The 20,450-nt window shown below is 57.0% G+C and carries 19 protein-coding genes; 6 read left to right on the forward strand and 13 right to left on the reverse strand.

Annotated features, from left to right (window positions below; translation table 11 throughout):
- The first annotated feature begins 80 nt into the window (after positions 1-80).
- Both AC6I8L_RS19065 and AC6I8L_RS19070 read left to right on the forward strand, forming a co-directional pair.
- A complete protein-coding gene (locus AC6I8L_RS19065; protein ID WP_034819947.1) occupies positions 81-821 on the forward strand; it encodes an ABC transporter ATP-binding protein in 741 nt (246 codons plus the stop codon).
- Between the two features lie 70 nt (positions 822-891).
- A complete protein-coding gene (locus AC6I8L_RS19070) occupies positions 892-2,403 on the forward strand; it encodes a serine hydrolase domain-containing protein (RefSeq protein WP_058960684.1) in 1,512 nt (503 codons plus the stop codon).
- A gap of 72 nt (positions 2,404-2,475) precedes the next feature.
- Here AC6I8L_RS19070 and AC6I8L_RS19075 read toward each other — a convergent pair whose 3' ends face one another.
- The 11 genes from AC6I8L_RS19075 to mntP all read right to left on the reverse strand — a co-directional run bounded on the left by AC6I8L_RS19075 (position 2,476) and on the right by mntP (position 13,841).
- Positions 2,476-3,312 (reverse strand): fumarylacetoacetate hydrolase family protein, encoded by an 837-nt coding sequence (locus AC6I8L_RS19075; RefSeq protein ID WP_479399789.1) that lies wholly within the window; start codon positions 3,310-3,312, stop codon positions 2,476-2,478.
- Positions 3,313-3,485: 173 nt separating this feature from the next.
- Entirely contained in the window at positions 3,486-4,307 is an 822-nt protein-coding gene (locus AC6I8L_RS19080) for a M55 family metallopeptidase (RefSeq protein WP_058960685.1), read from the reverse strand.
- A gap of 160 nt (positions 4,308-4,467) precedes the next feature.
- Complete coding sequence (locus AC6I8L_RS19085) at positions 4,468-5,514, reverse strand: DmpA family aminopeptidase (protein ID WP_058960686.1); 1,047 nt, start codon at positions 5,512-5,514, stop codon at positions 4,468-4,470.
- Between the two features lie 2 nt (positions 5,515-5,516).
- Positions 5,517-6,401, reverse strand: a complete 885-nt coding sequence (locus AC6I8L_RS19090; protein ID WP_034819962.1) for an ABC transporter permease subunit — start codon at positions 6,399-6,401, stop codon at positions 5,517-5,519.
- Positions 6,401-7,330 (reverse strand): ABC transporter permease, encoded by a 930-nt coding sequence (locus AC6I8L_RS19095; RefSeq protein ID WP_045814153.1) that lies wholly within the window; start codon positions 7,328-7,330, stop codon positions 6,401-6,403. Before AC6I8L_RS19095 ends, AC6I8L_RS19090 begins: the two co-directional genes overlap by 1 nt.
- A 73-nt stretch (positions 7,331-7,403) precedes the next feature.
- Positions 7,404-8,945, reverse strand: a complete 1,542-nt coding sequence (locus AC6I8L_RS19100; RefSeq protein WP_058960687.1) for a glutathione ABC transporter substrate-binding protein — start codon at positions 8,943-8,945, stop codon at positions 7,404-7,406.
- A gap of 21 nt (positions 8,946-8,966) precedes the next feature.
- Positions 8,967-10,835: an ABC transporter ATP-binding protein gene (locus AC6I8L_RS19105; protein ID WP_058960688.1), complete on the reverse strand. Its 1,869-nt coding sequence runs from the start codon at positions 10,833-10,835 to the stop codon at positions 8,967-8,969.
- A gap of 15 nt (positions 10,836-10,850) precedes the next feature.
- On the reverse strand, positions 10,851-11,816 hold the full coding sequence (gene dgcA / locus AC6I8L_RS19110; protein ID WP_058960689.1) for an N-acetyl-D-Glu racemase DgcA: 966 nt from the start codon (positions 11,814-11,816) through the stop codon (positions 10,851-10,853).
- Between the two features lies 1 nt (position 11,817).
- The gene (gene dgcN / locus AC6I8L_RS19115) at positions 11,818-12,825 is read right to left on the reverse strand and encodes an N-acetyltransferase DgcN (protein WP_058960690.1); all 1,008 of its coding nucleotides are present in this window, start codon (positions 12,823-12,825) and stop codon (positions 11,818-11,820) included.
- Between the two features lie 247 nt (positions 12,826-13,072).
- The gene (azuC, locus tag AC6I8L_RS19120) at positions 13,073-13,150 is read right to left on the reverse strand and encodes a stress response protein AzuC (RefSeq protein WP_153012298.1); all 78 of its coding nucleotides are present in this window, start codon (positions 13,148-13,150) and stop codon (positions 13,073-13,075) included.
- 118 nt (positions 13,151-13,268) lie between these two features.
- Positions 13,269-13,841: a manganese efflux pump MntP gene (gene mntP / locus AC6I8L_RS19125; RefSeq protein WP_058960691.1), complete on the reverse strand. Its 573-nt coding sequence runs from the start codon at positions 13,839-13,841 to the stop codon at positions 13,269-13,271.
- A 283-nt stretch (positions 13,842-14,124) separates the two neighbouring features.
- Between mntP and AC6I8L_RS19130 the strand changes: the two genes are divergently transcribed.
- Both AC6I8L_RS19130 and mqo read left to right on the forward strand, forming a co-directional pair.
- A complete protein-coding gene (locus AC6I8L_RS19130; protein WP_058960692.1) occupies positions 14,125-14,367 on the forward strand; it encodes a DUF1158 domain-containing protein in 243 nt (80 codons plus the stop codon).
- Between the two features lie 531 nt (positions 14,368-14,898).
- The gene (gene mqo / locus AC6I8L_RS19135) at positions 14,899-16,509 is read left to right on the forward strand and encodes a malate dehydrogenase (quinone) (RefSeq protein ID WP_058960693.1); all 1,611 of its coding nucleotides are present in this window, start codon (positions 14,899-14,901) and stop codon (positions 16,507-16,509) included.
- Positions 16,510-16,580: 71 nt separating this feature from the next.
- On the opposite strand, the gene AC6I8L_RS19140 is transcribed toward mqo, so the two are convergent.
- The gene (locus AC6I8L_RS19140; RefSeq protein WP_058960694.1) at positions 16,581-17,168 is read right to left on the reverse strand and encodes a LysE family translocator; all 588 of its coding nucleotides are present in this window, start codon (positions 17,166-17,168) and stop codon (positions 16,581-16,583) included.
- 136 nt (positions 17,169-17,304) lie between these two features.
- Here AC6I8L_RS19140 and AC6I8L_RS19145 point away from each other — a divergent pair, with 136 nt between their 5' ends.
- Complete coding sequence (locus AC6I8L_RS19145; RefSeq protein WP_058960695.1) at positions 17,305-18,795, forward strand: aminotransferase-like domain-containing protein; 1,491 nt, start codon at positions 17,305-17,307, stop codon at positions 18,793-18,795.
- On the opposite strand, the gene AC6I8L_RS19150 is transcribed toward AC6I8L_RS19145, so the two are convergent.
- Complete coding sequence (locus AC6I8L_RS19150) at positions 18,762-19,385, reverse strand: glutathione S-transferase family protein (protein ID WP_038644142.1); 624 nt, start codon at positions 19,383-19,385, stop codon at positions 18,762-18,764. The genes AC6I8L_RS19145 and AC6I8L_RS19150 overlap by 34 nt on opposite strands.
- Before the next feature lie 113 nt (positions 19,386-19,498).
- Between AC6I8L_RS19150 and AC6I8L_RS19155 the strand changes: the two genes are divergently transcribed.
- Positions 19,499-20,347 carry a PhzF family phenazine biosynthesis protein gene (locus tag AC6I8L_RS19155; RefSeq protein WP_058960696.1) on the forward strand — a complete coding sequence of 283 codons (849 nt, stop codon included), beginning with the start codon at positions 19,499-19,501 and terminating at the stop codon, positions 20,345-20,347.
- The last annotated feature ends 103 nt before the right edge of the window (positions 20,348-20,450 follow it).

The raw sequence follows: 20,450 nt of genomic DNA on the forward strand, positions 1-20,450 counted from the left end.
GCCCCTCAACGCGGTTGTCCAACTCTACGCCCGCTGGATGCGTACCGTTCAACGAACGCACAGAATTTACAGGCAGCTTCATGATTGAAATCGATAACCTGCGCATCGCCTTTGGTGCGCATCAGGTAGTGAAAGGCGTCAGCTTCGCGGTCGCCAACGGCGAAAGCTTTGGCATGGTCGGCGAAAGTGGTTCAGGCAAATCCACCATTCTGCGCGCCCTCGCCGGACTCAATGCTGAGTGGCAAGGCAGCATGAAATTTGGCGGCATGGAACTGGGCGCCAAACGCAGCCGCGCGTTCTATCGCCAGGTGCAGATGGTGTTTCAGGATCCGTTTGGTTCGCTGCATCCGCGTCAGACCATCGACCGCATCCTGCATGAGCCACTGCTGGTGCATCAACTGGATCGCGCGGAACAGCGCATCAGCCAGGCGCTGAGCGAAGTCGGCTTACCGGCCGCTGTGCGTTTCCGTTATCCGCATCAGCTTTCGGGCGGTCAGCGTCAGCGCGTGGCGATTGCCCGCGCGTTGATTGCCGAGCCGGAAGTGCTGCTACTGGATGAGCCCACTTCGGCGCTGGATGTGTCGGTGCAGGCGGAAATCCTGAATTTACTCAGCGATCTACGCACTGAGCGCAAACTCACCTACATTATGGTGACGCATAACCTCGCGGTGGTGACCCATCTGTGCCAGCGCATTGGGGTGATGCAGCACGGTGAGATGGTGGAGCAGCTGAGCGCGGAGGATTTACGCGCGCGGCGCATCCAGCATCCGCATACCGCTCAACTGTTTGATCTCAGCATGACGCTGGAGGAACCGGCATGACCGCGAACGGGCAACAGTCTGCTGATATCGCACCACTTTTCGATCTCAGCATGACGCTGGAGGTACCAGTATGACCGCGAACTGGCAACAGGCCGCCGAGGTGGCGCAGCAGATAACACAAGGCTGGCAGCAGCCCAGCGCACCGGGTGGTGCGATAGTCCTGTTTGATGCCCATCATATTCACTCGACACACTGTGCCGGTCTGGCCGATTTGGCGCAACAAACGCCGTTTAGCGCCGACAGCGTGGTGCGTTTTGCCTCGATTACCAAGCATCTGTTTGCCGCGCTGGTCACCGGGCCGGGCCGTCGCTATCTGCAACTCGACGATAAGCTGGTGCAGCATCTGCCGCAGCTTACAGGCGCCAACGGCCAGATCACTGTCGGCCAGGCGCTGGACATGAGCAGCGGCTTGCCCGACGTGCGTGAAACCCTGTCGCTGCTCGGCTTGTCGGTGTACAACGCCACCAGCGCTGCTGATCTGCTGGATTTTGTCGCACAGGAAGGCGATCTCAGCTATCCGCCCGGCAGCGAGATTTCATACACCAATACCGGCTACCGCCTGGTGGAAGAGGCGCTGAAAGCCAAAGGTGTGCTGTTCAACGATCTGCTGCAGCAATATATCTGCGAGCCGCTGGATATCAGTTTGGTCGCGCCGGAAACCTGGTTCGATATCGTGCCGGGACTGGTGCCGGGTTACTGGCAAAACGGCGCGCAGTGGCAGCTCTCCAGCGCTGGATTACACCTTTCCGCCTCGGGCAGTGTGACCGGTAGCGTCAATCATCTGACGCGCTGGCTGCAAAGTCTGCTGGCGGACAGCGGACCCGGCGCGGGCGTGCTGCAACGCCTGAGCGCGCCACGCCATCTCAATGACGGCCGTACCAGCGGCTACGGGCTGGGTATCACCAGTTCCACGCTGGGCAGCCAGACGCTGTTCGGTCACGGCGGTTCGCATGCGGGTTATAAAAGCTATTTCCTGCTGCATCCGGAGCTGAAGCTGGGCGTGGCGATTGTTGCCAACCGTGAAGATGTGGCGACCTCAGAAAGTGCACTGCGGGTGATGGCGGCGCTGCTGAATCGCACGCTGCCGGAAAAAGGGCACGACCTGACGCCGGGCTTATACGTGGCAGAAAACGCCGCCGACTGGCTGGAAATTCAGGGTGTGACCGCGACCTGGCTGGGTGCCGGTGAAACGCTGTGGCGCGACGATCCTCATGGCGATGCAGTGTCGCTCTCCAGCACTTTCCCGATCAAGCTACGCCATGATGGTGAAGCGATTGTCGGTGAGATTGGTCATGCTCCACGCCGTTTTGTGCCGGTAGAGGCGGACAGCGCCAGCCTTGAGCATCTGCAAGGCCGCTGGTTTGCACATGCCTGGCGCAGCGAAATGGTGATTGAGGGCGATCGCCTGGTAATGGGCATCGGTCCGGCAGCGATTCATGCCAGTTTGCAATCGCTGGGCAGCGATCGCGTGCTCGCCACCGCGCAGGATGGCCCCTGGGAGAAACGTTTTGTGATCGCGCGTGAAGGTGACAAGGTGCGGCTGGTGCTCAATCGCAGCCGCGTAGTGAGATTTACGCGCTAAGCGGTCGTCGTCTGGTCAATTCAACACACATCTGTCAAAGCTGCCATTTTTATAAATGGCAGCTTTTTTTCTTTAAACCACTGTGTGGCGCAGACGACCAATCTTTTCGATCTCGACTTCAATCACATCGCCGGGAAACATAAACAGCGGTGGCGTGCGTTTTTTTCCAACGCCGCCCGGTGAACCGGTGATGATCACATCGCCTGCTGACAGCGGGCTAAATGCCGAAATGTATTCAATAATCTTCGCCACCGGATGCACCATGCTGGCGGTGGTGTCGTTCTGAACTTCACGCTGATTCAGCCAGGTTTTGATCGCCAACTGCTGCGGATCGGGGATCTCATCTGAGGTGGTCATCCACGGACCAAAACCGCCAGTCTGCTGCCAGTTTTTTCCGGCGGTAAACCAGGTGAACTGCATGTCACGTACGGTGGCATCCATAAAGCAGCTGTAACCGGCAACGTGTTGCAGCGCATCGGCCGCTTTAACCTGATAGGCCGGCTTACCGATGATGACGGCCAGTTCGCCTTCGTAATCAAATTCCTGGGTGGTGGCCGGTTTCAACAACGGCTGCTCATGCCCCGCCAGGGAATCCGCGAAACGCACAAACAGCGTCGGCGCTTCAATAGTCTCGGCAAACTCTTTACGCTTGTCCACGTAGTTCATGCCGACACAGAACACTTTTCCAGGATTTTCCACTACCGGAAGAAAGCGAATTGCGCTGAACGGGTGATCAGCCGGCAGTGAGCTAAAGGCTTCCAGGTCGCTGACTGCGCCGCGTTGTAACAAAGATTTCAGGTCCGGGCATGCCGCGCCGAGGCGTGAACCGACGTCAATCACGCCCTCTTCCCGCACGATTCCGTAACTTTTTCTTTCCTGGTCAATAAGATAAAAACTGCAGAGCTGCATGACTGCCTCGTTGTTATATATAAATTGCGCGCAGGTTACCAAAAGCCAGCAGGAAATGCGGTACGACCTGCCAATAATGTGCCTAAGCGTTGATACGTGATTGCTGATCTATTGATTGCCATCCACGGCAACCCTGCGAGCATCTGTAGGGTGCGCCTTCATGCGCACCAACATTACGACTGCGTACTCGCCAGATAGGAGAATGCACTTAGCAGGCTGATCAATGTGCCCATCTGCTCGGCGCGATAACCCACGGTCACCGCATCAATGCGCGTTACACCGGGAATCAGACTGAACAAATCCGCGAGCACCGGTTTGCTGGCTTGTAACTGCATCTCATAAGGTGCGGTCAAACGCGTGGTACTGACCTGGCGCGCACGCTGTACCGCCGCAGTAGCGGCGGCACGAATGGCGTTTTGTGCGTCTTGCGGGCTAATGGACTCCGCGCAGGTGTGGGAAATCGCGCGTTTCACACAGACGTAATCCACTGACGGATAGTGTTCGGTGATCCAGCCTTGCAGTTGATCGTCCCCGCTCACCAGCCAGAGCGGTGTGCCCTGTTCGGCGGCGGCGGCAGCGTAGATGTCGCTTTCGCCCATCACTTTGCCGTTGATATGGATGCGCCAAAAAGCACGGCCGTTAATGGTGTGCGCCAGCACTCCGGGTTCGCCCGCCGCGCTGTGATAGCCGATAAAGAACAGGCCATCGAAGGGCTGCTGCTCAATGCCTTCTACCATCGATAACCCACGCGGCTTGCCTTGCACCATGCGCGCACGCGGATCGATGTTTTCTGCGCGCAGGTTGGTCATTTGCGCATGGCTGTCGGCCACCACCACTTCGGTGGCTCCGCCGGCAAACGCGCCGTCGATAGCGGCGTTGACCTCCTGCTCCATCAGTCCACGTGCCAGCTGGTATTCCGCATGGCCGGGGGAGCACTGTTCCGGACGCATCACGCCCGCGATACCTTCAATGTCAGCAGAGATGAATATTTTCATAAGTCAGGCAAATTCCGTGCGGGTTGGAACACGGTCGCCATAAATGGCGACCCTACGGGGAACAGTGCGTCACAGGCCGCTTTTAAGCTGACCTCAGATGCTGATGAGAGAGGTACCCTAAGTGGCAATCCTGTCATGGGCAGTAAAACCGATGGCGGCCCTACGGTTTGGCCAATTCATCCAGCACCTGCGTCAGCGACGGACGATGATGGCCGCGATAACCAGTGACCGCTTCGGCACTTAATAGCGCATCCAGCACCGCGTGTTCAGTGGCATCAGCGGCGGCGGCAAGCAGCGGTTCCAGTGCCGCATCTTCCGGCGGGTTTGGTTGCGTTTGCGTGGAGAACGCCACGGCAATATCGCCTGATCCATGTCCCCAATAACTGCCTAAACGGCCTAATCCGGCACCGGCGCGTTTAGCGATACGCTTAAGCTGGCGCGCATCCAGCGGCGCATCGGTGGCCATGATAATGATGATGGAGCCGGCATCACGCTGCGGCGTCAGCTCTGGCAGCAGCGGTCCGATCATTTCACCAAGTCGCACACCATCCAGCGTTAACGCATTCAGTGCCCCAAAGTTAGCCAGCACCAGCACGCCCAACGTGGCATTCAGTGACGGAATTAAGCGCGATGCGCTGCCAATCCCGCCTTTCAAACTGAAGCAGCTCATGCCACGTCCGGCACCGACGCTGCCACGGGCGAAATCGGCCTGCGCCGAATCGAGCGCATCCTGCGCCATGGCTTCGGTAACGGCCAGCGCCTGAATGTCATTCAGCCAGCCGTCGTTGCACTCCAGCGCTAGCGGATTGACGGTAGGCAAACTGCGACCCAACTCCGGGTTACGGCTGATGGCGTCACGCACCAGTGTGGTAAACAGCGTGCCGACTGCCAGCGTGTTGCTGAGCAAGATCGGCGTTTGCAGCACGCCCAACTCTTCGATTTGCACCAACCCGACGGGCTTGGCAAAGCCATTAAAGACCGCCGCGCCGCAGGGTAACGGCTTGAGAAACAGGTTATCGCCCGGCGGCACAATCGCCGTCACACCGGTTTGTCTCTCACCGTCTGCCAGCGTGTGATGACCTACGCGCACGCCGGGCACATCGCTGATGCGATTGGTGGCACCACAAGCACTTCGTGGTTGCCCGAGCTGGCGTTCAGTGCGCCAGCGTTGCAGCAGTAGATCGCGCTGCAGTTGTTGAAAATCCATGTTTAGCTCTTCAGTTTGGGATCGAGCGTATCGCGCAGCGCATCACCCAGCAGGTTAAACGCCAGCACAGTAATGAAAATTGCCAGGCCGGGGAACACGCTGACGTGCCATAAACCGCCCATCATCATGCTGCGGCTCATCGCCAGGATATTTCCCCACTCCGGCACATCCGGTTCCGGGCCCAGACCAATAAAGCTGAGGCCCGCTGCCGTTAGAATACTGGTGCCGATACGCATGGTGAAATAGACAATCACATTGGAGAGCGTGCCGGGCAGAATGTGGCGCAGCAGGATCACGCGATCGGGCGCACCGGCGCAGCGCACCGCTTCGACATACGCAGCCTGTTTGAGCGACAGCGTCGAGGCGCGCACGATGCGGGCAAAGACCGGCACGCTGAACACCGCCACGGCGATAATCACGTTATTCAGTCCCGGACCGAGAATCGCCACCACTGCAATCGCCAGCAGCATGCCGGGAAAGGCAAACAGCACGTCGGAACCGCGCATGATCAGCATGTCAATCCAGCGACCGTAATAGCCCGCCAGCAAGCCGAGCAGCACGCCTACCACCATGCCCAGCGTCACCGACAGTACGCCGACGTAAAGCGAGATGCGTGCACCGTAGATGATGCGGCTCAACAGGTCGCGTCCCAGATCATCAGTACCCATCCAGTGTGCCGCTGAAGGGGGTGATGATAAGGCCATCCAGTCCGGTGCCATCGGATCCCACGGTGCCAGCCAGGGCGCGAAGATCGCCACAATCACCAGCAGCAATACAAAACCGCCGGAGACCAGCGCCAGCGGATTGCGCACAAAGGCGTGCAGGAAATCGCGCCACGGCGAGCGGATGGTTTGTGGTGTTGCGGCAGAGAGAGATTCTGTACTCATCACGACTCCTGTCGCAGGCGAATGGCTGGATTGACCACGGCATATAGCAGATCCACCAGCAGGTTAATCACAATAAATTCAAACACGAACAGCATCACCAGCGCCTGAATCACCGGCTGATCTTGCGCTTTGATCGACTCGATCAACAGCCAGCCCAAACCGGGCCAGTTGAAGACGCTCTCCACCACGATCGATCCGCCGAGCAGAAAACCGAACTGCAAGCCGAGCATGGTGATCACGGGGATCAGGGCATTACGCATTACGTGCTTCCACGTCACCAGCCGATTGCGCAGCCCTTTGGCTTTGGCAGTGCGCACATAATCTTCCTGCGCCACTTCGAGGAAGGCGGAACGAGTGAAGCGCGCCATTACGGCTGCTACAGAAGAGCCGAGCGTAATAGCGGGCAGAATAATGTCGCTGGCCTTGTTGAACCCGCTCACCGAGAACAGGCCAAAGGGCATGGCAACGAACTGGATCAGCAACAGACCCAACCAAAAAGTGGGCATTGAGATGCCGCCGACGGCGACGCTCATCAATGTCCAGTCCTGCCATTTACCGCGCTTCAGTGCGGCCAGCACACCGAGAAACAGGCCGAGGATTACCGACCAGGCAAAGCCCGCCAGCGCCAGCCACAGGGTTGGCATAAAGCCTTGTTTGATCACTTGCAGCACCGGCTGTTGCGTGCGGTAAGTGACGCCGAGATCGCCACGTAGCAGCCCACCGATCCAGTTAACGTATTGTTGCGGCAGCGGATCGTTGAGTCCGAGATGCTGGCGCGCGGCTTCGACCGCTTCGATCGGGGCGTCTGGACCGGCGTAAATGCGCGCCGGATCGCCGGGTAGCAGCTTAATAAAACCGAACACCAGCAGCGAGACCACCAGCAGGACAGGGATCATCTCCAGCAGCCGACGAATGATGTATGCGAACATGCGCTTCCTTTAAATTGGGGACGCCCTCTCCCGTTTGCAGGAGAGGGTTAGGGTGAGGGATTAACGCCCTGCCTTACTTAAATGCCGCCTGGGTGTAGAGGAAGTTGCCATCTGCCAGCATCGATACGCCGGTCAGGTTGCTGCGCTTGCCCACCAGGTTATCTGGCGTGCCGAGGAAGGCGACGGGCGCATCTTTCCACAGTATTTTCTGGGCTTCCGCATAGGCTTCACCGCGCTTAGCCGGATCGGCGGTGGCTAACCCACCAGCAATGGCTTTATCCACATCCGGATTGCTGAAGTACGAAACGTTATACGAGGTCGGTACCCAGGATTCGGTGGCATACAGCGGGCGCAGCGCCCAGTCCGCATCACCGGTCGAAGTTGACCAGCCGCCGTAATAGAGGTCGAATTCGGCTGCTTTAGGATCCTTAACGCCCCACAGCTTGGCGTTACGGGTACCGGAATCCATTGGCGTCACCGTGGCGCGAATACCCACCGTTGCCAGCTGGGCTTTCAGCACCTGCGCCGCACGCACGCTGGCGGTGGTGTTGGTGGTCCACAGTTTCAGATCCAGACCGTTCGGATAGCCGGCAGCTTTCAACAAGGCTTTGGCTTCATCCGGGGCGTAGTGATAATTCGGTTCGCTCTGTTTCTGGTAGAACTGCACCCCTTCCGGCATCGCGGATGAAGCGGGTTTACCCATGCCAGCAAACGCCACTTTCAGCCACAGATTGCGGTCGATGGCGTAGTTGATCGCCTGACGCACGCGCACATCCGCCAATGGTTTGTGCTGGGTGTTGATCGCCATGTAGTAGAGATAAATACTCGGATCGCGTTGGATCGCTAATTTGCTGTCGCTCTGCACAGTCGCGATCAGATCCGACGGCAGCGGCCAGATCGCATCCACCTGTCCTGATTTCAATGCGGCAACGCGCGTGGCATCTTCCGGACTTGGCGAGAAGGTCACTTTATCCACCTTCGGCCAGCCTTTCTGCCAGTAGCCATCGTACTTCACCAGTGAAACGGCCTTGCCCGGTTGCCAGTCAACAAACTTGAACGGACCGGTGCCAACTGGATGCAGGCGCAGCTGCGCTTCCTCTGGGTATTGTTTGAGGATCGCCGGGCTCCACATCACTGCTGACGGGTGTGCCAGGGTGTTGATGAAAGCACCAAAGGATTGGTTAAGGTCAATTTTCACCTGATCCGGCGCCAGCACCGTGACGTTGGCAATCATCTTATACAGGCTGTTGCGCTTCAGGCCTTTGGTCTGATCGGCGAGGCGATCGAGGTTGGCCTTGACCGCTTCAGCATCAAACGGCGTGCCGTCCTGGAAAGTGACGCCTTTACGCAGCGTCAGGGTAAATTCGGTGGCGTTGTCGTTATTGGTATAACCGGTCGCCAGCCAGGGTTGCAGCTTCATCTGCGCATCGAACTGGAACAGGCGTTCAAAGATACCGCTCTGCACCGAATAGCTGACGTTATCCGAGGTATCGTGTGGATCGAGACCGGTGATATCGGCATACATCGAAATACGCAGATCCTGCGCCTGCGCGGCGGCAGCCAGCGCGAGGGTCAAGCCAAAAGCCAGTGACGAACGGCGAAAAAGGGTTTTCATGAAATCTCCTGGTATTGAGCGTTAGCGCGATGCAATGTCGTCAGCGACCCAGTGTTGCGGTGCAACCTGGCGATAACGGGGTTTGGTGACCGTTTCGCCCAACTTGCGCAGCGGCGAAGGAATTTCGCTATCTTCGAAAGTACGGGTCTGACGGTTCTGTGGATCGGCCACCGGCACCGAGGCCAGCAGACGTTGGGTATAGGGATGTTGCGGTTGGTTGAACACCGACTGACGCGGGCCAAGCTCGACAATCTGGCCGAGATACATCACCGCCACGCGGTTAGCGATACGCTCCACCACCGCCATGTCATGCGAGATGAAAATCCACGCGACACCAGTCTGCTTTTGCAGGTCCATCATCAGGTTCACCACCTGCGCCTGGATCGAGACATCCAGTGCCGAGACGGCCTCATCGGCGATGATGACTTTCGGTTTCAAGGCCATGGCGCGGGCAATCGCAATACGCTGGCGCTGGCCGCCGGAAAACTCATGGGGATAACGCGTGGCATGTTCGGGCAACAGACCAACGCTTTTCAGCAAGGCTTCAACCTGCGGCGTGGCTTCTTCCAGCGATTTCACCAGACCGTGCAGCAGCAGCGGCTCGGCAATGGTGAAGCCCACGGTCAGACGCGGGTTTAAAGAGGCGTAGGGATCCTGAAATACCATCTGGATTTCGCGGCGCAGCGGTTGAAACTCCGCCTCTTTCAGATTAGCGATTTCATTGCCCTGGAAATGAATGCTGTCAGACTGACTCTTGATCAGGCGCATCAGCGCGCGGCCGGTAGTGGATTTGCCGCAGCCGCTCTCACCCACAATCGCCAGGGTTTCACCCGGCCACAGGCTGAAGTCGATCTGCTCCACCGCATGCACTTGATGGGTCAGGGCTGAAAAGATGCCACTGCGAATCGGGTAATAGACTTTTAAACCGCGCACATCCAGCAATGGCGTTTCGTCATAACGGGCGGTGCGCTGTTCACCGCTATCGGCGGGCTGAGTGGCACCCAACAGTGGGAAGCGCTGCGGCCAGGATTGTTCACGCATGTCGCCCAGTTTCGGCACAGCAGCAAGCAGCGCTTTGGTATAAGGATGCTGTGGCGCGTTGAAGATGTCCGCGACCGTACCCTGTTCCACGACTTCGCCGCGCAGCATCACCACCACGCGGTCGGCAATTTCCGCCACCACGCCCATGTCATGGGTGATAAACAGCACTGCCATCTGCTTCTCGCGTTGCAGGTCGCGCAGGATGTGCAGAATGCGCGCCTGCACGGTGACGTCCAGCGCGGTAGTGGGTTCGTCGGCAATCAGCAGCTGTGGATCGCACGCCAGCGCCTGCGCAATCATCACGCGCTGGCGCATGCCGCCCGACAGCGAGTGCGGGTAGCTTTTCAGCACGCGATCGACATCGGCGATGCGCACCTGGCGCAGCAGTGCCCGCGCACGCGCATCCGCAGCGGCTTTGTCGCACATCTGATGGTCACGCAGTGCTTCCGTCAACTGATCGCCCACCCGCAGTACCGGGTTGAGCGAGGTCATCGGCTCCTGAAAAATCATCGCCATTTCGCGCCCGCGCAAGGTGCGGCGTTGGGTTTCATCCAGCGTTTCCAGCGTGTGGGCTTTACCCTGACGATCGCGGAACTGCATGCTGCCGCGATCGATACGGCCTGAAGCGGCCAGCAGGCCCATCACCGCCAGCGAAGTGACCGATTTGCCCGAGCCGCTTTCACCGACAACGGCGACGACTTCACCGGGATAAATGGCAAAGCTGATGCCTTTCAGTGCCTGATTTACGCCGCTGCGGCCGCGAAACGAGACGCTAAGATCCTGTATCGCGAGTACCGGCGCGGGACCGGCAACGCTGGCGGCGTTGGGGGTAAGTAAAGTGTCCGTCATCGTTGCCTCTTGCGGTTACAGCCAGATTCGGCCTTGAGCGTAGGAAAGGAAGGGTGAGCTATCGGCGGCCAGCCAGATGGGGCCATCGAGATCCACGTGTTCTGCAGCAATCGCCACCGGCAGCGCAGCTTCCATTGCGAGTGAGGAGCCCAGCATGCAGCCGACCATCAGACGCATATCCAGCTTTTGCGCTTCTTCGACCATCGCTAAGGCTTCGGTCAGGCCGCCGCACTTATCCAGCTTGATGTTGATCATCTCGTAGCGATTACGCAGCTCGGCGATGTCTTCACGCGTGTGGCAACTCTCATCGGCGCACACCGGGATCGGGTGGTTAAACCGTTGCAGATCCTGGTCTTGTCCGGCAGGCAGCGGCTGTTCAACCATGGCGATGTTGTACGCTTGCAGCGCGATAAGCAGGCTTTGCAGATCGACGCCCGACCAGGCTTCGTTGGCGTCAATGATCAAGGTGGCACGTGGCGCAGCCTTTCTGATGGCCGCCACCTTCTCTAAAATCTCTTCACGATTCAGTTTGATTTTCAGCAGGATGGCACCACGCGATACCGCGTCAGCGGCGGCAGCTGCCATGTTTTCGATGGAGTCGAGGCTTAACGTTTCGGCGGTGATCACCGATGGCGGTGCAGTGCGTTCGCACTGCTGCCACAGCGTCTGCTTCGCCAGTGCGGCATCAAGACGCCACAGCGCACAGTCCAGCGCATTACGCGCTGAACCGGCAGATAAACGGCTTTGCAGATCGATTCGGCTTAAGCCCGCTTCGACATCCTTACGCATCGCTTCCAGCTGCGCCTCGACGCTATCTGGTGTTTCATCGTAACGCGGTGTCGGCGTGCACTCGCCACGACCAATAAAGCCGTTCTGCTCCAGCGTGACGCGAATGACAGTGACGGCGGTACGCGTGCCACGCGAAATAGCGAAAGGACGCGCCAGAGGCAGCTCCAGCACTTCAATCTGCATGCGCCGCATCTTAGCCACGCTCCTGCAGCAGGGCGGCGATATCCGCGATACCAAAACGCACCGGATCGGTGGCCGGCACGCCGAATTCGGCGCTAACTTCCGCACAATAGGCGCGAGCTTCTTCTTCGCTGTAGTTGGAGGTGTTGATGGCAAAACCGGCCAGTTGCACATTATCGCTGGTGACATCGGCCGCGCGCAGGTTGGCCTCCACGCAATCTTTCAAACTCACCATCGGCTGATGCGGTAAATGACGCATGTGCGGACGGCCCATTTCGTGACACATCACCAGCCAGTGCGGCTGCGCACCGTGAATCAGGCCCATGCTGACGCCCGCATAAGAAGGATGGAACAGCGAGCCCTGACCTTCAACGATATCCCAGTGGTCAGCATCATTGGCGGGTGACAGGGCTTCTACAGCACCGGCGATGAAATCGGCAATCACCGCATCAATCGCGATGCCTTCACCAGCAACCAGAATGCCGGTTTGCCCGGTGGCGCGGAAATCCGCCTTCATACCGCGTTCACGCATTGCCGCTTCCAGCGCCAGCGAGGTGTACATCTTGCCAACTGAGCAGTCCGTACCGACAGTAAGTACACGCTTACCTGTACGCTTTTTACCGCTGCCAACATTCAGTTTTGGACGCATATGGCGCAGGTCAAACAGCTCAACGCCAAACTCCTGGGCTAACGCCACCAGCTCTGGCTCATCCACCAGGCGATGGTGCAAGCCGCTCGCCACGTTCATGCCTGCTTTGATCGCACCTTTAACGGTATCGAGCCAGTGCTCCGGCAGATAACCACCGGCATTGGCGGTGCCCAGTACCAGCGTTTTCGCGCCACGTTCTTTCGCCGTGACGATATCGAGCACGTCCAGACCTAAGCTAACGGTGCAGCCAGGCAGTTTAATTTCACCAACGCACTGCTCTGGGCGCCAGACGTGAATGCCGCGTGCGGTTTTAGCAGCCAGTGGGTCGGTGACATCGCCAAGGAACAATAAATAGGGTTGTGGGATCAGCATGATGTTTCTCGTTTCAGACGGGTTAGAGGGTCTGAATCGACTATTCCATGCGGGTTAAGAGGTGACGAATGCTTGTTTGGTAGCGGGGTATAACATCAGGCTATAGCCAGATCCAAAACTGATGGTTAGTGGCACTAAACCATTGATAGGAGGTAGATTCGAGGAATAAATAGATGGGAGAGATAAGAAAATCATTGATAACCACAGGTCGTTCCCTGACCGCGATTATCGAGGGTATTTGTCGTACTTAGTTCAGCGCACCGGGCGGTACATGCTTGAAGGTCTCAACATAGGTACGGAACACGTAACGGAAGAAGCGTTTCATTGGCTACCTGGCTCAAAATTTGTTGAAGAATTACGCGAAAAGTATAACTAACGCGCGTTTTTCACGCAAATAAATTTGAGCCAGATCACAAAAAAGAGGGTTAATGCTGATGCCCGAGTTAGCCGAAGAGGTTGAGATGTTGATTCAGAATGGTGCAGCCGATGCTGATCAGTACCAGTCCGCCTAGCACTTCAGCCCATTTACCCATCACCGGACCGATAAAGCGACCCACCATCACGCCAGTCGTGGCCATGATGGTGGTAGCGGCACCAATGGTCAGCGCGGTAAGCACAATATTCACCTGCAGGAATGCCAGGCCGACGCCCACCGCCAGCGCATCAAGACTGGTAGCCACCGCGGTCAATGCTAAGACCATAAAGCCATGACGCTGTGGTGCTTCGCAGGGTTCATCCGCCGTCTGACGGAAACCTTCCATCATCATGCGGCCGCCAAGAACGGTTAACAGGGCAAAGGCCACCCAATGATCCCATGCCATGATGTAGCGACTGGCCGCCAGGCCAATCGCCCAGCCAATCAGCGGCGTCAGCATTTCAATCACACCAAAGATCAGGCCGGTGCGCAGCGCTTCTTTGAAATTCGGGCGATGCAGCGACGCGCCTTTGCCCAGTGCTGCGGCGAAAGCGTCCATCGACATACCAAAGGCCAGAATCAGAGTTGCGATAAATGTCATGGGTTTTCAATCAATGCCGCGAAAAATGCCTTCAAGCGAGCGATTTTCCGCATCTATTGTTCAGTAATGAAAAAGTGCGCGCAGTCTAGCACGCAAAATCACCAAAAAAAAGACAGTAAAATCATGGATTTAAGTATAGCAAAGGCTATAACTCTTAACTTGCGCTATTTATGACGCTAAGTGGATGGAATAGAAGAATTTTCTTAGGGTGACCCGGCACAGGGATTGCACGCCAGCACGCTTTTATGCGCTAATGCCCGCGCTAATTGATAGGAAACCTGCGATGAAAAACCCGTTTGAAACGCTGATTATCCCTGGCGGAACCCTGCTGCTGGGCTTTCTCTCCGCGCTGCTGTTGCCCGCGCCGCAATTCGGCCTGGAATTATCCAGACGGATTCAGGAGATGCTGCATTTGCAGGACCTGAATCAGCTCTACACTATCGTGTTTTGCCTGTGGTTCCTGCTGCTGGGCGCGATTGAATTTTTTGTCATCCGCTTTGCATGGCGTCGCCTCGCTAAGCAGTGATCCCCACCGCCGCGTAATGCTTTTTTCCTCTGACCACTGTCTGACGCGGCGAAAATTTAATACTCACAGAAATGTAACATTAGTTTTACACGATCTGGGGAAATATCACGCAACATAAAAAACCGCATAAAAAATCAATCCACTACAAATTGATATTAATCATACACTTAAAGTGTGATGCCGCTCACTCTCCGAACATTACCCTGTGCATTCCTCTCACAATATCGCAACAACTGCATTACCATAACCCTCTGATTAAGGGATAAAAATCCCTTATGACAGCGGGGTCGAGCTGATTAATTCTTATGCTGAATCATTTCGGCCTTTAAAAAATAAACAAACGTTTAATTCCGATACGAGAATGTTATATTCAAATGCATATGCATAACGTGCAGTTAACCGTTATCGTCCCCTGACTTAAACCTGAGTCTTAACCTTTGAGAAATAGCGCGACGCGCTCGAAAGAAGCGTGGCTGTTTCGCCTGCGAACCTGTTGAACTTCAGGTCAACAGAGAGAGGAGATGTCGCCTCATGAGTACTACTGCGGTAAACCTGGCGCTCGCCGCCGCTGGTATGGATAGCGCAAACCTTCAGGAACGAAAGGATGTCGACGTACTGCTGATCGGCGCAGGCGTGATGAGTGCCACCCTTGGCGCATGGCTGCAGGATCTGGAGCCGGACTGGTCGATTGAGATGGTGGAACGCCTCGACGATGTCGCGGTGGAATCCTCCAATGGCTGGAATAATGCCGGGACCGGTCACGCTGCGTTGGCCGAGCTGAACTATACGCCGCAGAAGGCGGATGGCAGCATCGACATTGCAAAAGCGGTGGCGATCAACGAATCGTTCCAGATTTCTCGTCAGTTCTGGGCGTACCACGTTCAGAAAGGCAACCTGCGCAATCCAAAAAGCTTTATCCACAGTACGCCGCACATGAGCTTCGTCTGGGGCGACGATAACGTTGAGTTCCTGCGCAAACGTTTCCAGGCGCTGCAAAAAAGTACCCTGTTCCGTGGCATGAACTATTCAGAAGATCGCGACCAGATCACCCAGTGGATTCCGCTGGTGATGAATGGCCGTGACAGCAAACAGAAAGTGGCGGCCACCTGGACCGAAATGGGCACCGACGTCAACTTCGGTGAAGTGACGCGTCAACTGATTGCCTCTTTACAGAAGAAAGCCAATTTCCGCCTACGTCTGCGTCAGGAAGTGCGTGATATCAAGCGCTTGAGCGATGGCCGCTGGCAAGTGACGCTACACAATCTGGCCAGCGGTGAAAATCGCCTGCTGACCACGCGCCAGCTGTTTATCGGTGCGGGCGGTGCGGCGTTGCCACTGCTGCAAAAATCCGGCATCCCGGAAGTGAAAGGCTACGCCGGTTTCCCGGTGGGCGGTTCCTTCCTCGTGACCGAGAATCCAGAAGTGGTGCAGCAGCACATGGCGAAAGTGTACGGTAAAGCCAGCGTGGGCGCGCCGCCGATGTCAGTACCGCACGTGGATACGCGTGTGCTGGATGGTAAGCAGGTACTGCTGTTTGGCCCATTCGCCACCTTCTCGACCAAATTCCTGAAACAGGGCTCGCTGCTGGATATGTTCGGCGCGATGAACGGCAGCAACCTGTTGCCGATGATGCAGGTCGGCCTGAAGAGTTTTGACCTGGTGAAATATCTGGTCGATCAGGTGCTGCAAAGCGATGACGATCGAATGGAAGCGCTGCGTGCTTATGTGCCGCAGGCGAAACAGGAAGACTGGCGTTTAGTCACTGCTGGCCAGCGCGTGCAGATCATCAAGAACGATGAGAAAGAGGGCGGCGTACTGCGTTTAGGCACGGAAGTCGTGACCTCTGAAGATGGTTCGATTTCAGCCCTGCTCGGCGCTTCGCCGGGGGCATCTACTGCAGCGCCGATTATGCTGGAACTGATGGCGAAAGCCTTCCCTGAGCAGATGCGTTCACCAGAGTGGCAGACCAAAATCCGCGCGGTGATCCCAACCTGGGGCCGTAAGATGAACGGTGACGTAGCGCTGACCGAGAAGATTCTGGCGGAAACCAGCCGCGTACTGCAACTCGACTACGCACCGATCGTTACGCCAGACGCGGCGAACGACGAAGTCCGCGAGACGGCGCACGTGGTGGGGAAGTAACCAGGCAATCCTGATTGCCGTGAATAATGATAAGGCCGCGCAAGCGGCCTTTTTTATGGGTGCACTGCAATTCAGCTCAGCAGTACCGCGTCGTAAAGCATCCAGGCTGTGGTGGCCACCAGCGACAGTGCCATCAGACTGTTAAACGCCTGACGTTTCCACGCCACTTGCAGATGACTGCGCAGACGATCCCCCATCGCGGCCCAGATCAGGATGCAAGGTAAGTTCAATGCAGCAAATCCTAGCAATACTGTGATGACGCCGTTGCTGTTGGCGTACATCAGCGCCACGTTAGTCACCATCAGCCAGGCTTTGGGATTCACCGCCTGAAAACAGATGCCGCCCACTAGCGTCATCGGGCGCGGACGCTCACGCGCTTCTGGCGCTGCGGCACGAAAGATTTTCCATGACAGCCAGAGTAAGTAACTGCATCCCACCACCGTGAGTGGTAAACGAATGGATGCCATCCAGTGCAGTAATACATCCAACGCCATGCTTGCCAACAGCATCTGTATCGCACAGCCCACCAGAATGCCAAACAGCATCGGCAAGGTGCGCCTGAAACCAAAATTGACGCCCGATGTGGCGAGCAGCAGGTTGTTCGGGCCGGGGGTGATCGACATCACCGTGACGTAGCTGAAGAATGAAGGGTCGAGCATGATGCGCTTCCTGATGGTCCAAAGTTAACATCATGCTAATGGGTACCGGGTGATGGAAACAGAGACACAAAACCACTATTGTAATGGATACAGTTAACGTTAATTTAGATTGTACCCATCGCACGCGGAGGCTTTTGTGTCCCTTCCCCTTTCATCCGGTCAAACGCTGTATCAGCAGCTGGCAGATAGCTTTGCCGAGTCGATTCATCAGGGCACGCTGAAACCGGGAAAACGGCTGCCCGCCATCCGCCGCGTGGCACAATCGCATCAGGTTAGCGTCAATACGGTGCTTAATGCCTGGCAAATCCTTGAAGATCGCGGCCTGATTGAAGCGCGTCCGCAATCGGGCTATTACGTGCGTGGCGTGATGCCAGCCGTGACGCGTCCGGTCAACCCGCTGCCCGCGAAAATCAACGACCCGAGCACGCAGAAGCTGGAACTGATTGAGCAGGTGTTTGCCGCGCAGAATAATGCCGATTACACCAATATCTCTTTGGCCTGTCCGCAGGATGGCACCTTTTATCCGGCAGCGCGCTTAGGCCGAATTACCTCGGGCATTTTACGGCACAATCCCGACATCGTCGGGCGCTATGCGCTCCCGCCGGGTAGTGAGCGCTTACGGGAGGAGATTGCACGTCGCAGTCTGCACACCGGTATCAATCTGACTGCGCAAGAGATCACCCTCACCCACGGCTGCATGGAAGCGTTACAGCTAGCGCTACGTGCGGTAACCAAGCCTGGCGACTGCATTGGGCTGGAATCCCCCACTTACTTCTTCCTGTTCCCCCTGCTGGCGTCACTGGGCCTGAAAGCGCTGGAAATCCCCACCGATCCTCAGCAAGGGTTGTCGCTGGATGCACTGGAGATGTTGTTACAGGAGAAGCGCATTCAGGCGCTGATTGCCATGCCTGGGGCGCAAAATCCTCTCGGCTATGTGATGCCACTGGAGAATAAGAAGCGGCTGGCGAAGTTATTGAATACTTACCACGTTCCAATGCTGGAAGATGGGCTGTATGACGAGTTGCAGTTTGACTGGCCACTCTCGCCGCCGGTGAAAGCCTTTGATAGCGAGGGCTGGGTGATTTACTGCACCAGCTTTACCAAAACCGTGGCGCCGGATTTCCGCGTGGGCTGGACCGCGGCCGGTCGTTTCCATCAGACCATCGCCCGTTTGAAAGCTGTCTCTTCGATGTCTGAATCGCGGTTGCTGTGTGAAACCCTCGCCGAATTCCTCGCCAGCGGCGGATACGATCATCATCTGCGCTCGCTGCGCCGCCGCTATGCCGCCAATCTCGATGCGGCGCGCGGCATCATGGCGCGCCATTTTCCGCAGGGGACACGCGCCACCCTGCCCAAAGGAGGTTTTGTGTTTTGGGTGGAGTTGCCAGGGAAAGTGGATACCGTGGAGATGTTCCATCGGTTATTACAGGAGCAGATTTGCGTGACGCCGGGCGCGCTCTACACGCTGAGCGATCGTTATAAACACGCGCTGCGCCTCTCCTGCTGTTACCCGTTTGATGAACGTTATACGTGGGCGCTGAAACGCACCGGCGCGCTAGCCTGCGAAATCACAGGCCTGGCACCGGGACAGGATCAGGGTTTGCCGTTGCGGCCCCAGGTGGTGTAGCCCTCACGCTCGGTCAGGCGCTCGTAATAGAGCTGTACGGCGGGAAATTCAGGGTGCTCCAGCGGGGTTTCAAACCAGCGATTGACTGCAAGCCCCACAGGAATGTCTGCCAGCGAGAAATTGCGTCCTGCGACGTAGCGCCCGGTTTTTTGCAGATGCTGGTCAAGAATATTCATGGTGTGCGTCCAGCCTTTAATCGCGGCGGCCAGCAAACGCGGATCCTGATGGGCGGGCGAGTTGCGCACCAGTGACATAAACGCATAGCGCCAGGAAGTATTGAGTTCGGTGGCTTGCCAGTCCATCCACTGATCCACCGGTGCACGCGCTCGTGGGTTTTCAGGATAGAGCCAGTCGCCGCCATTGCTGTTGGCGAGATAGCGCAGAATGGCGTTGGATTCCCACATCACGAAGTCATCTTCGATGATGACCGGCACCATGGCATTTGGGTTGAGCGCCATGAATTCCGCCGAGTGCAGCGATTGCGGGTCTTCACCCCAGGGTTCGAGCTCATACGCGAGATCCAGTTCTGAACACAACCACAGAACTTTGCGCACGTTGATTGAAGAAGTACGACCAAGAACTTTTAACATAGCGGACTCCGATTCCAGAATTCTTAACCTATTCATAGTCCTGTTGACTGACATAAGCAATCTGCAGGATGTAAATCAGGATGTCAGAGTGCCTCAACCAGCAAGGAGTGAAAATGAAAGTCGCGTTTAAGCAGATGGATGTGTTTACCTCATCAGCGTTTAAAGGTAATCCGCTGGCAGTGATCATGGATGCAGAGGGATTAAGTGACGCCCAACTGGCCGCTATCGCCCGCTGGACCAATTTGTCGGAAACCACCTTTGTCCTGCCACCACAGGATGCTGCGGCCGATTATCGGGTGCGCATTTTTACCACTGAAGGGGAATTGCCCTTTGCCGGTCATCCAACGCTGGGCACGGCTCACGCCTTGCTGGAAGCGGGCTGGCAAGTGAAAACGCCGGGTAAGATCGTGCAGGAGTGCGGCGTTGGACTGGTGGATGTGCGCATTAGCGAGGATGGCGCGCTGGCATTCGCCGCACCCGACGTCACGCTGACGCCATTTGATGACGCGTTAATGAGCAGCGCACTGAACAGCGAAGCCTATGATCCCCACCAGACGCCGACCATTGTCGATATGGGGATTCGCTGGCTGCTGATCCCGATGAACAGCGCGCAGGCGGTGTTGGATGTGCAGGCCAGCGCAGCGGATCTGCTACGTTTGCAAAAACATGCCGACGTCAATGGCACTGCGCTGTTTGGCCCGTTGCCAGAGGAGTGCGGCGAACAGTACGAGGTGCGTGCGCTGCTGGTTGAGAACGGCAGCCTGACCGAAGATCCGGTAACAGGCAGCGCCAACGCCTGTCTGGCACGTTACTTTGCGGCGCAGGGGAAAACCGAAGATTATCGCGCACGTCAGGGTAGCGCTATCCAGCGTGAAGGACGAATTCAGGTGAGTTTTAGTGGTGAGACCATCTGGATTGGTGGCCAGACAGTGACCGTGATTGACGGGACGATTGAGATCTAAAACACGCGCAATAAATTGCGGCGCTACGACCATCTGCATGGTTAAGTAGCGGCGCGATTGAGATCTCAAACACGCGGAATAAATTGCGGCGCTACGGCCGTCC

Source organism: Type-E symbiont of Plautia stali (assembly GCF_059731115.1).

Excerpts from the sequence above, each read along its gene's own strand:
- dgcA (WP_058960689.1), bottom strand. The coding sequence starts at position 11,816 with ATGCGGCGCATGCAGATTGAAGTGCTGGAGCTGCCTCTGGCGCGTCCT.
- AC6I8L_RS19150 (WP_038644142.1), bottom strand. The coding sequence starts at position 19,385 with ATGTTAAAAGTTCTTGGTCGTACTTCTTCAATCAACGTGCGCAAAGTT.
- azuC (WP_153012298.1), bottom strand. The coding sequence starts at position 13,150 with ATGAAACGCTTCTTCCGTTACGTGTTCCGTACCTATGTTGAGACCTTC.
- AC6I8L_RS19155 (WP_058960696.1), top strand. The coding sequence starts at position 19,499 with ATGAAAGTCGCGTTTAAGCAGATGGATGTGTTTACCTCATCAGCGTTT.
- AC6I8L_RS19075 (WP_479399789.1), bottom strand. The coding sequence starts at position 3,312 with ATGCAGCTCTGCAGTTTTTATCTTATTGACCAGGAAAGAAAAAGTTAC.
- AC6I8L_RS19140 (WP_058960694.1), bottom strand. The coding sequence starts at position 17,168 with ATGCTCGACCCTTCATTCTTCAGCTACGTCACGGTGATGTCGATCACC.
- AC6I8L_RS19130 (WP_058960692.1), top strand. The coding sequence starts at position 14,125 with ATGAAAAACCCGTTTGAAACGCTGATTATCCCTGGCGGAACCCTGCTG.
- dgcN (WP_058960690.1), bottom strand. The coding sequence starts at position 12,825 with ATGCTGATCCCACAACCCTATTTATTGTTCCTTGGCGATGTCACCGAC.
- AC6I8L_RS19080 (WP_058960685.1), bottom strand. The coding sequence starts at position 4,307 with ATGAAAATATTCATCTCTGCTGACATTGAAGGTATCGCGGGCGTGATG.
- AC6I8L_RS19090 (WP_034819962.1), bottom strand. The coding sequence starts at position 6,401 with ATGAGTACAGAATCTCTCTCTGCCGCAACACCACAAACCATCCGCTCG.
- mntP (WP_058960691.1), bottom strand. The coding sequence starts at position 13,841 with ATGACATTTATCGCAACTCTGATTCTGGCCTTTGGTATGTCGATGGAC.
- AC6I8L_RS19070 (WP_058960684.1), top strand. The coding sequence starts at position 892 with ATGACCGCGAACTGGCAACAGGCCGCCGAGGTGGCGCAGCAGATAACA.
- AC6I8L_RS19105 (WP_058960688.1), bottom strand. The coding sequence starts at position 10,835 with ATGACGGACACTTTACTTACCCCCAACGCCGCCAGCGTTGCCGGTCCC.
- AC6I8L_RS19085 (WP_058960686.1), bottom strand. The coding sequence starts at position 5,514 with ATGGATTTTCAACAACTGCAGCGCGATCTACTGCTGCAACGCTGGCGC.
- mqo (WP_058960693.1), top strand. The coding sequence starts at position 14,899 with ATGAGTACTACTGCGGTAAACCTGGCGCTCGCCGCCGCTGGTATGGAT.
- AC6I8L_RS19065 (WP_034819947.1), top strand. The coding sequence starts at position 81 with ATGATTGAAATCGATAACCTGCGCATCGCCTTTGGTGCGCATCAGGTA.
- AC6I8L_RS19100 (WP_058960687.1), bottom strand. The coding sequence starts at position 8,945 with ATGAAAACCCTTTTTCGCCGTTCGTCACTGGCTTTTGGCTTGACCCTC.
- AC6I8L_RS19095 (WP_045814153.1), bottom strand. The coding sequence starts at position 7,330 with ATGTTCGCATACATCATTCGTCGGCTGCTGGAGATGATCCCTGTCCTG.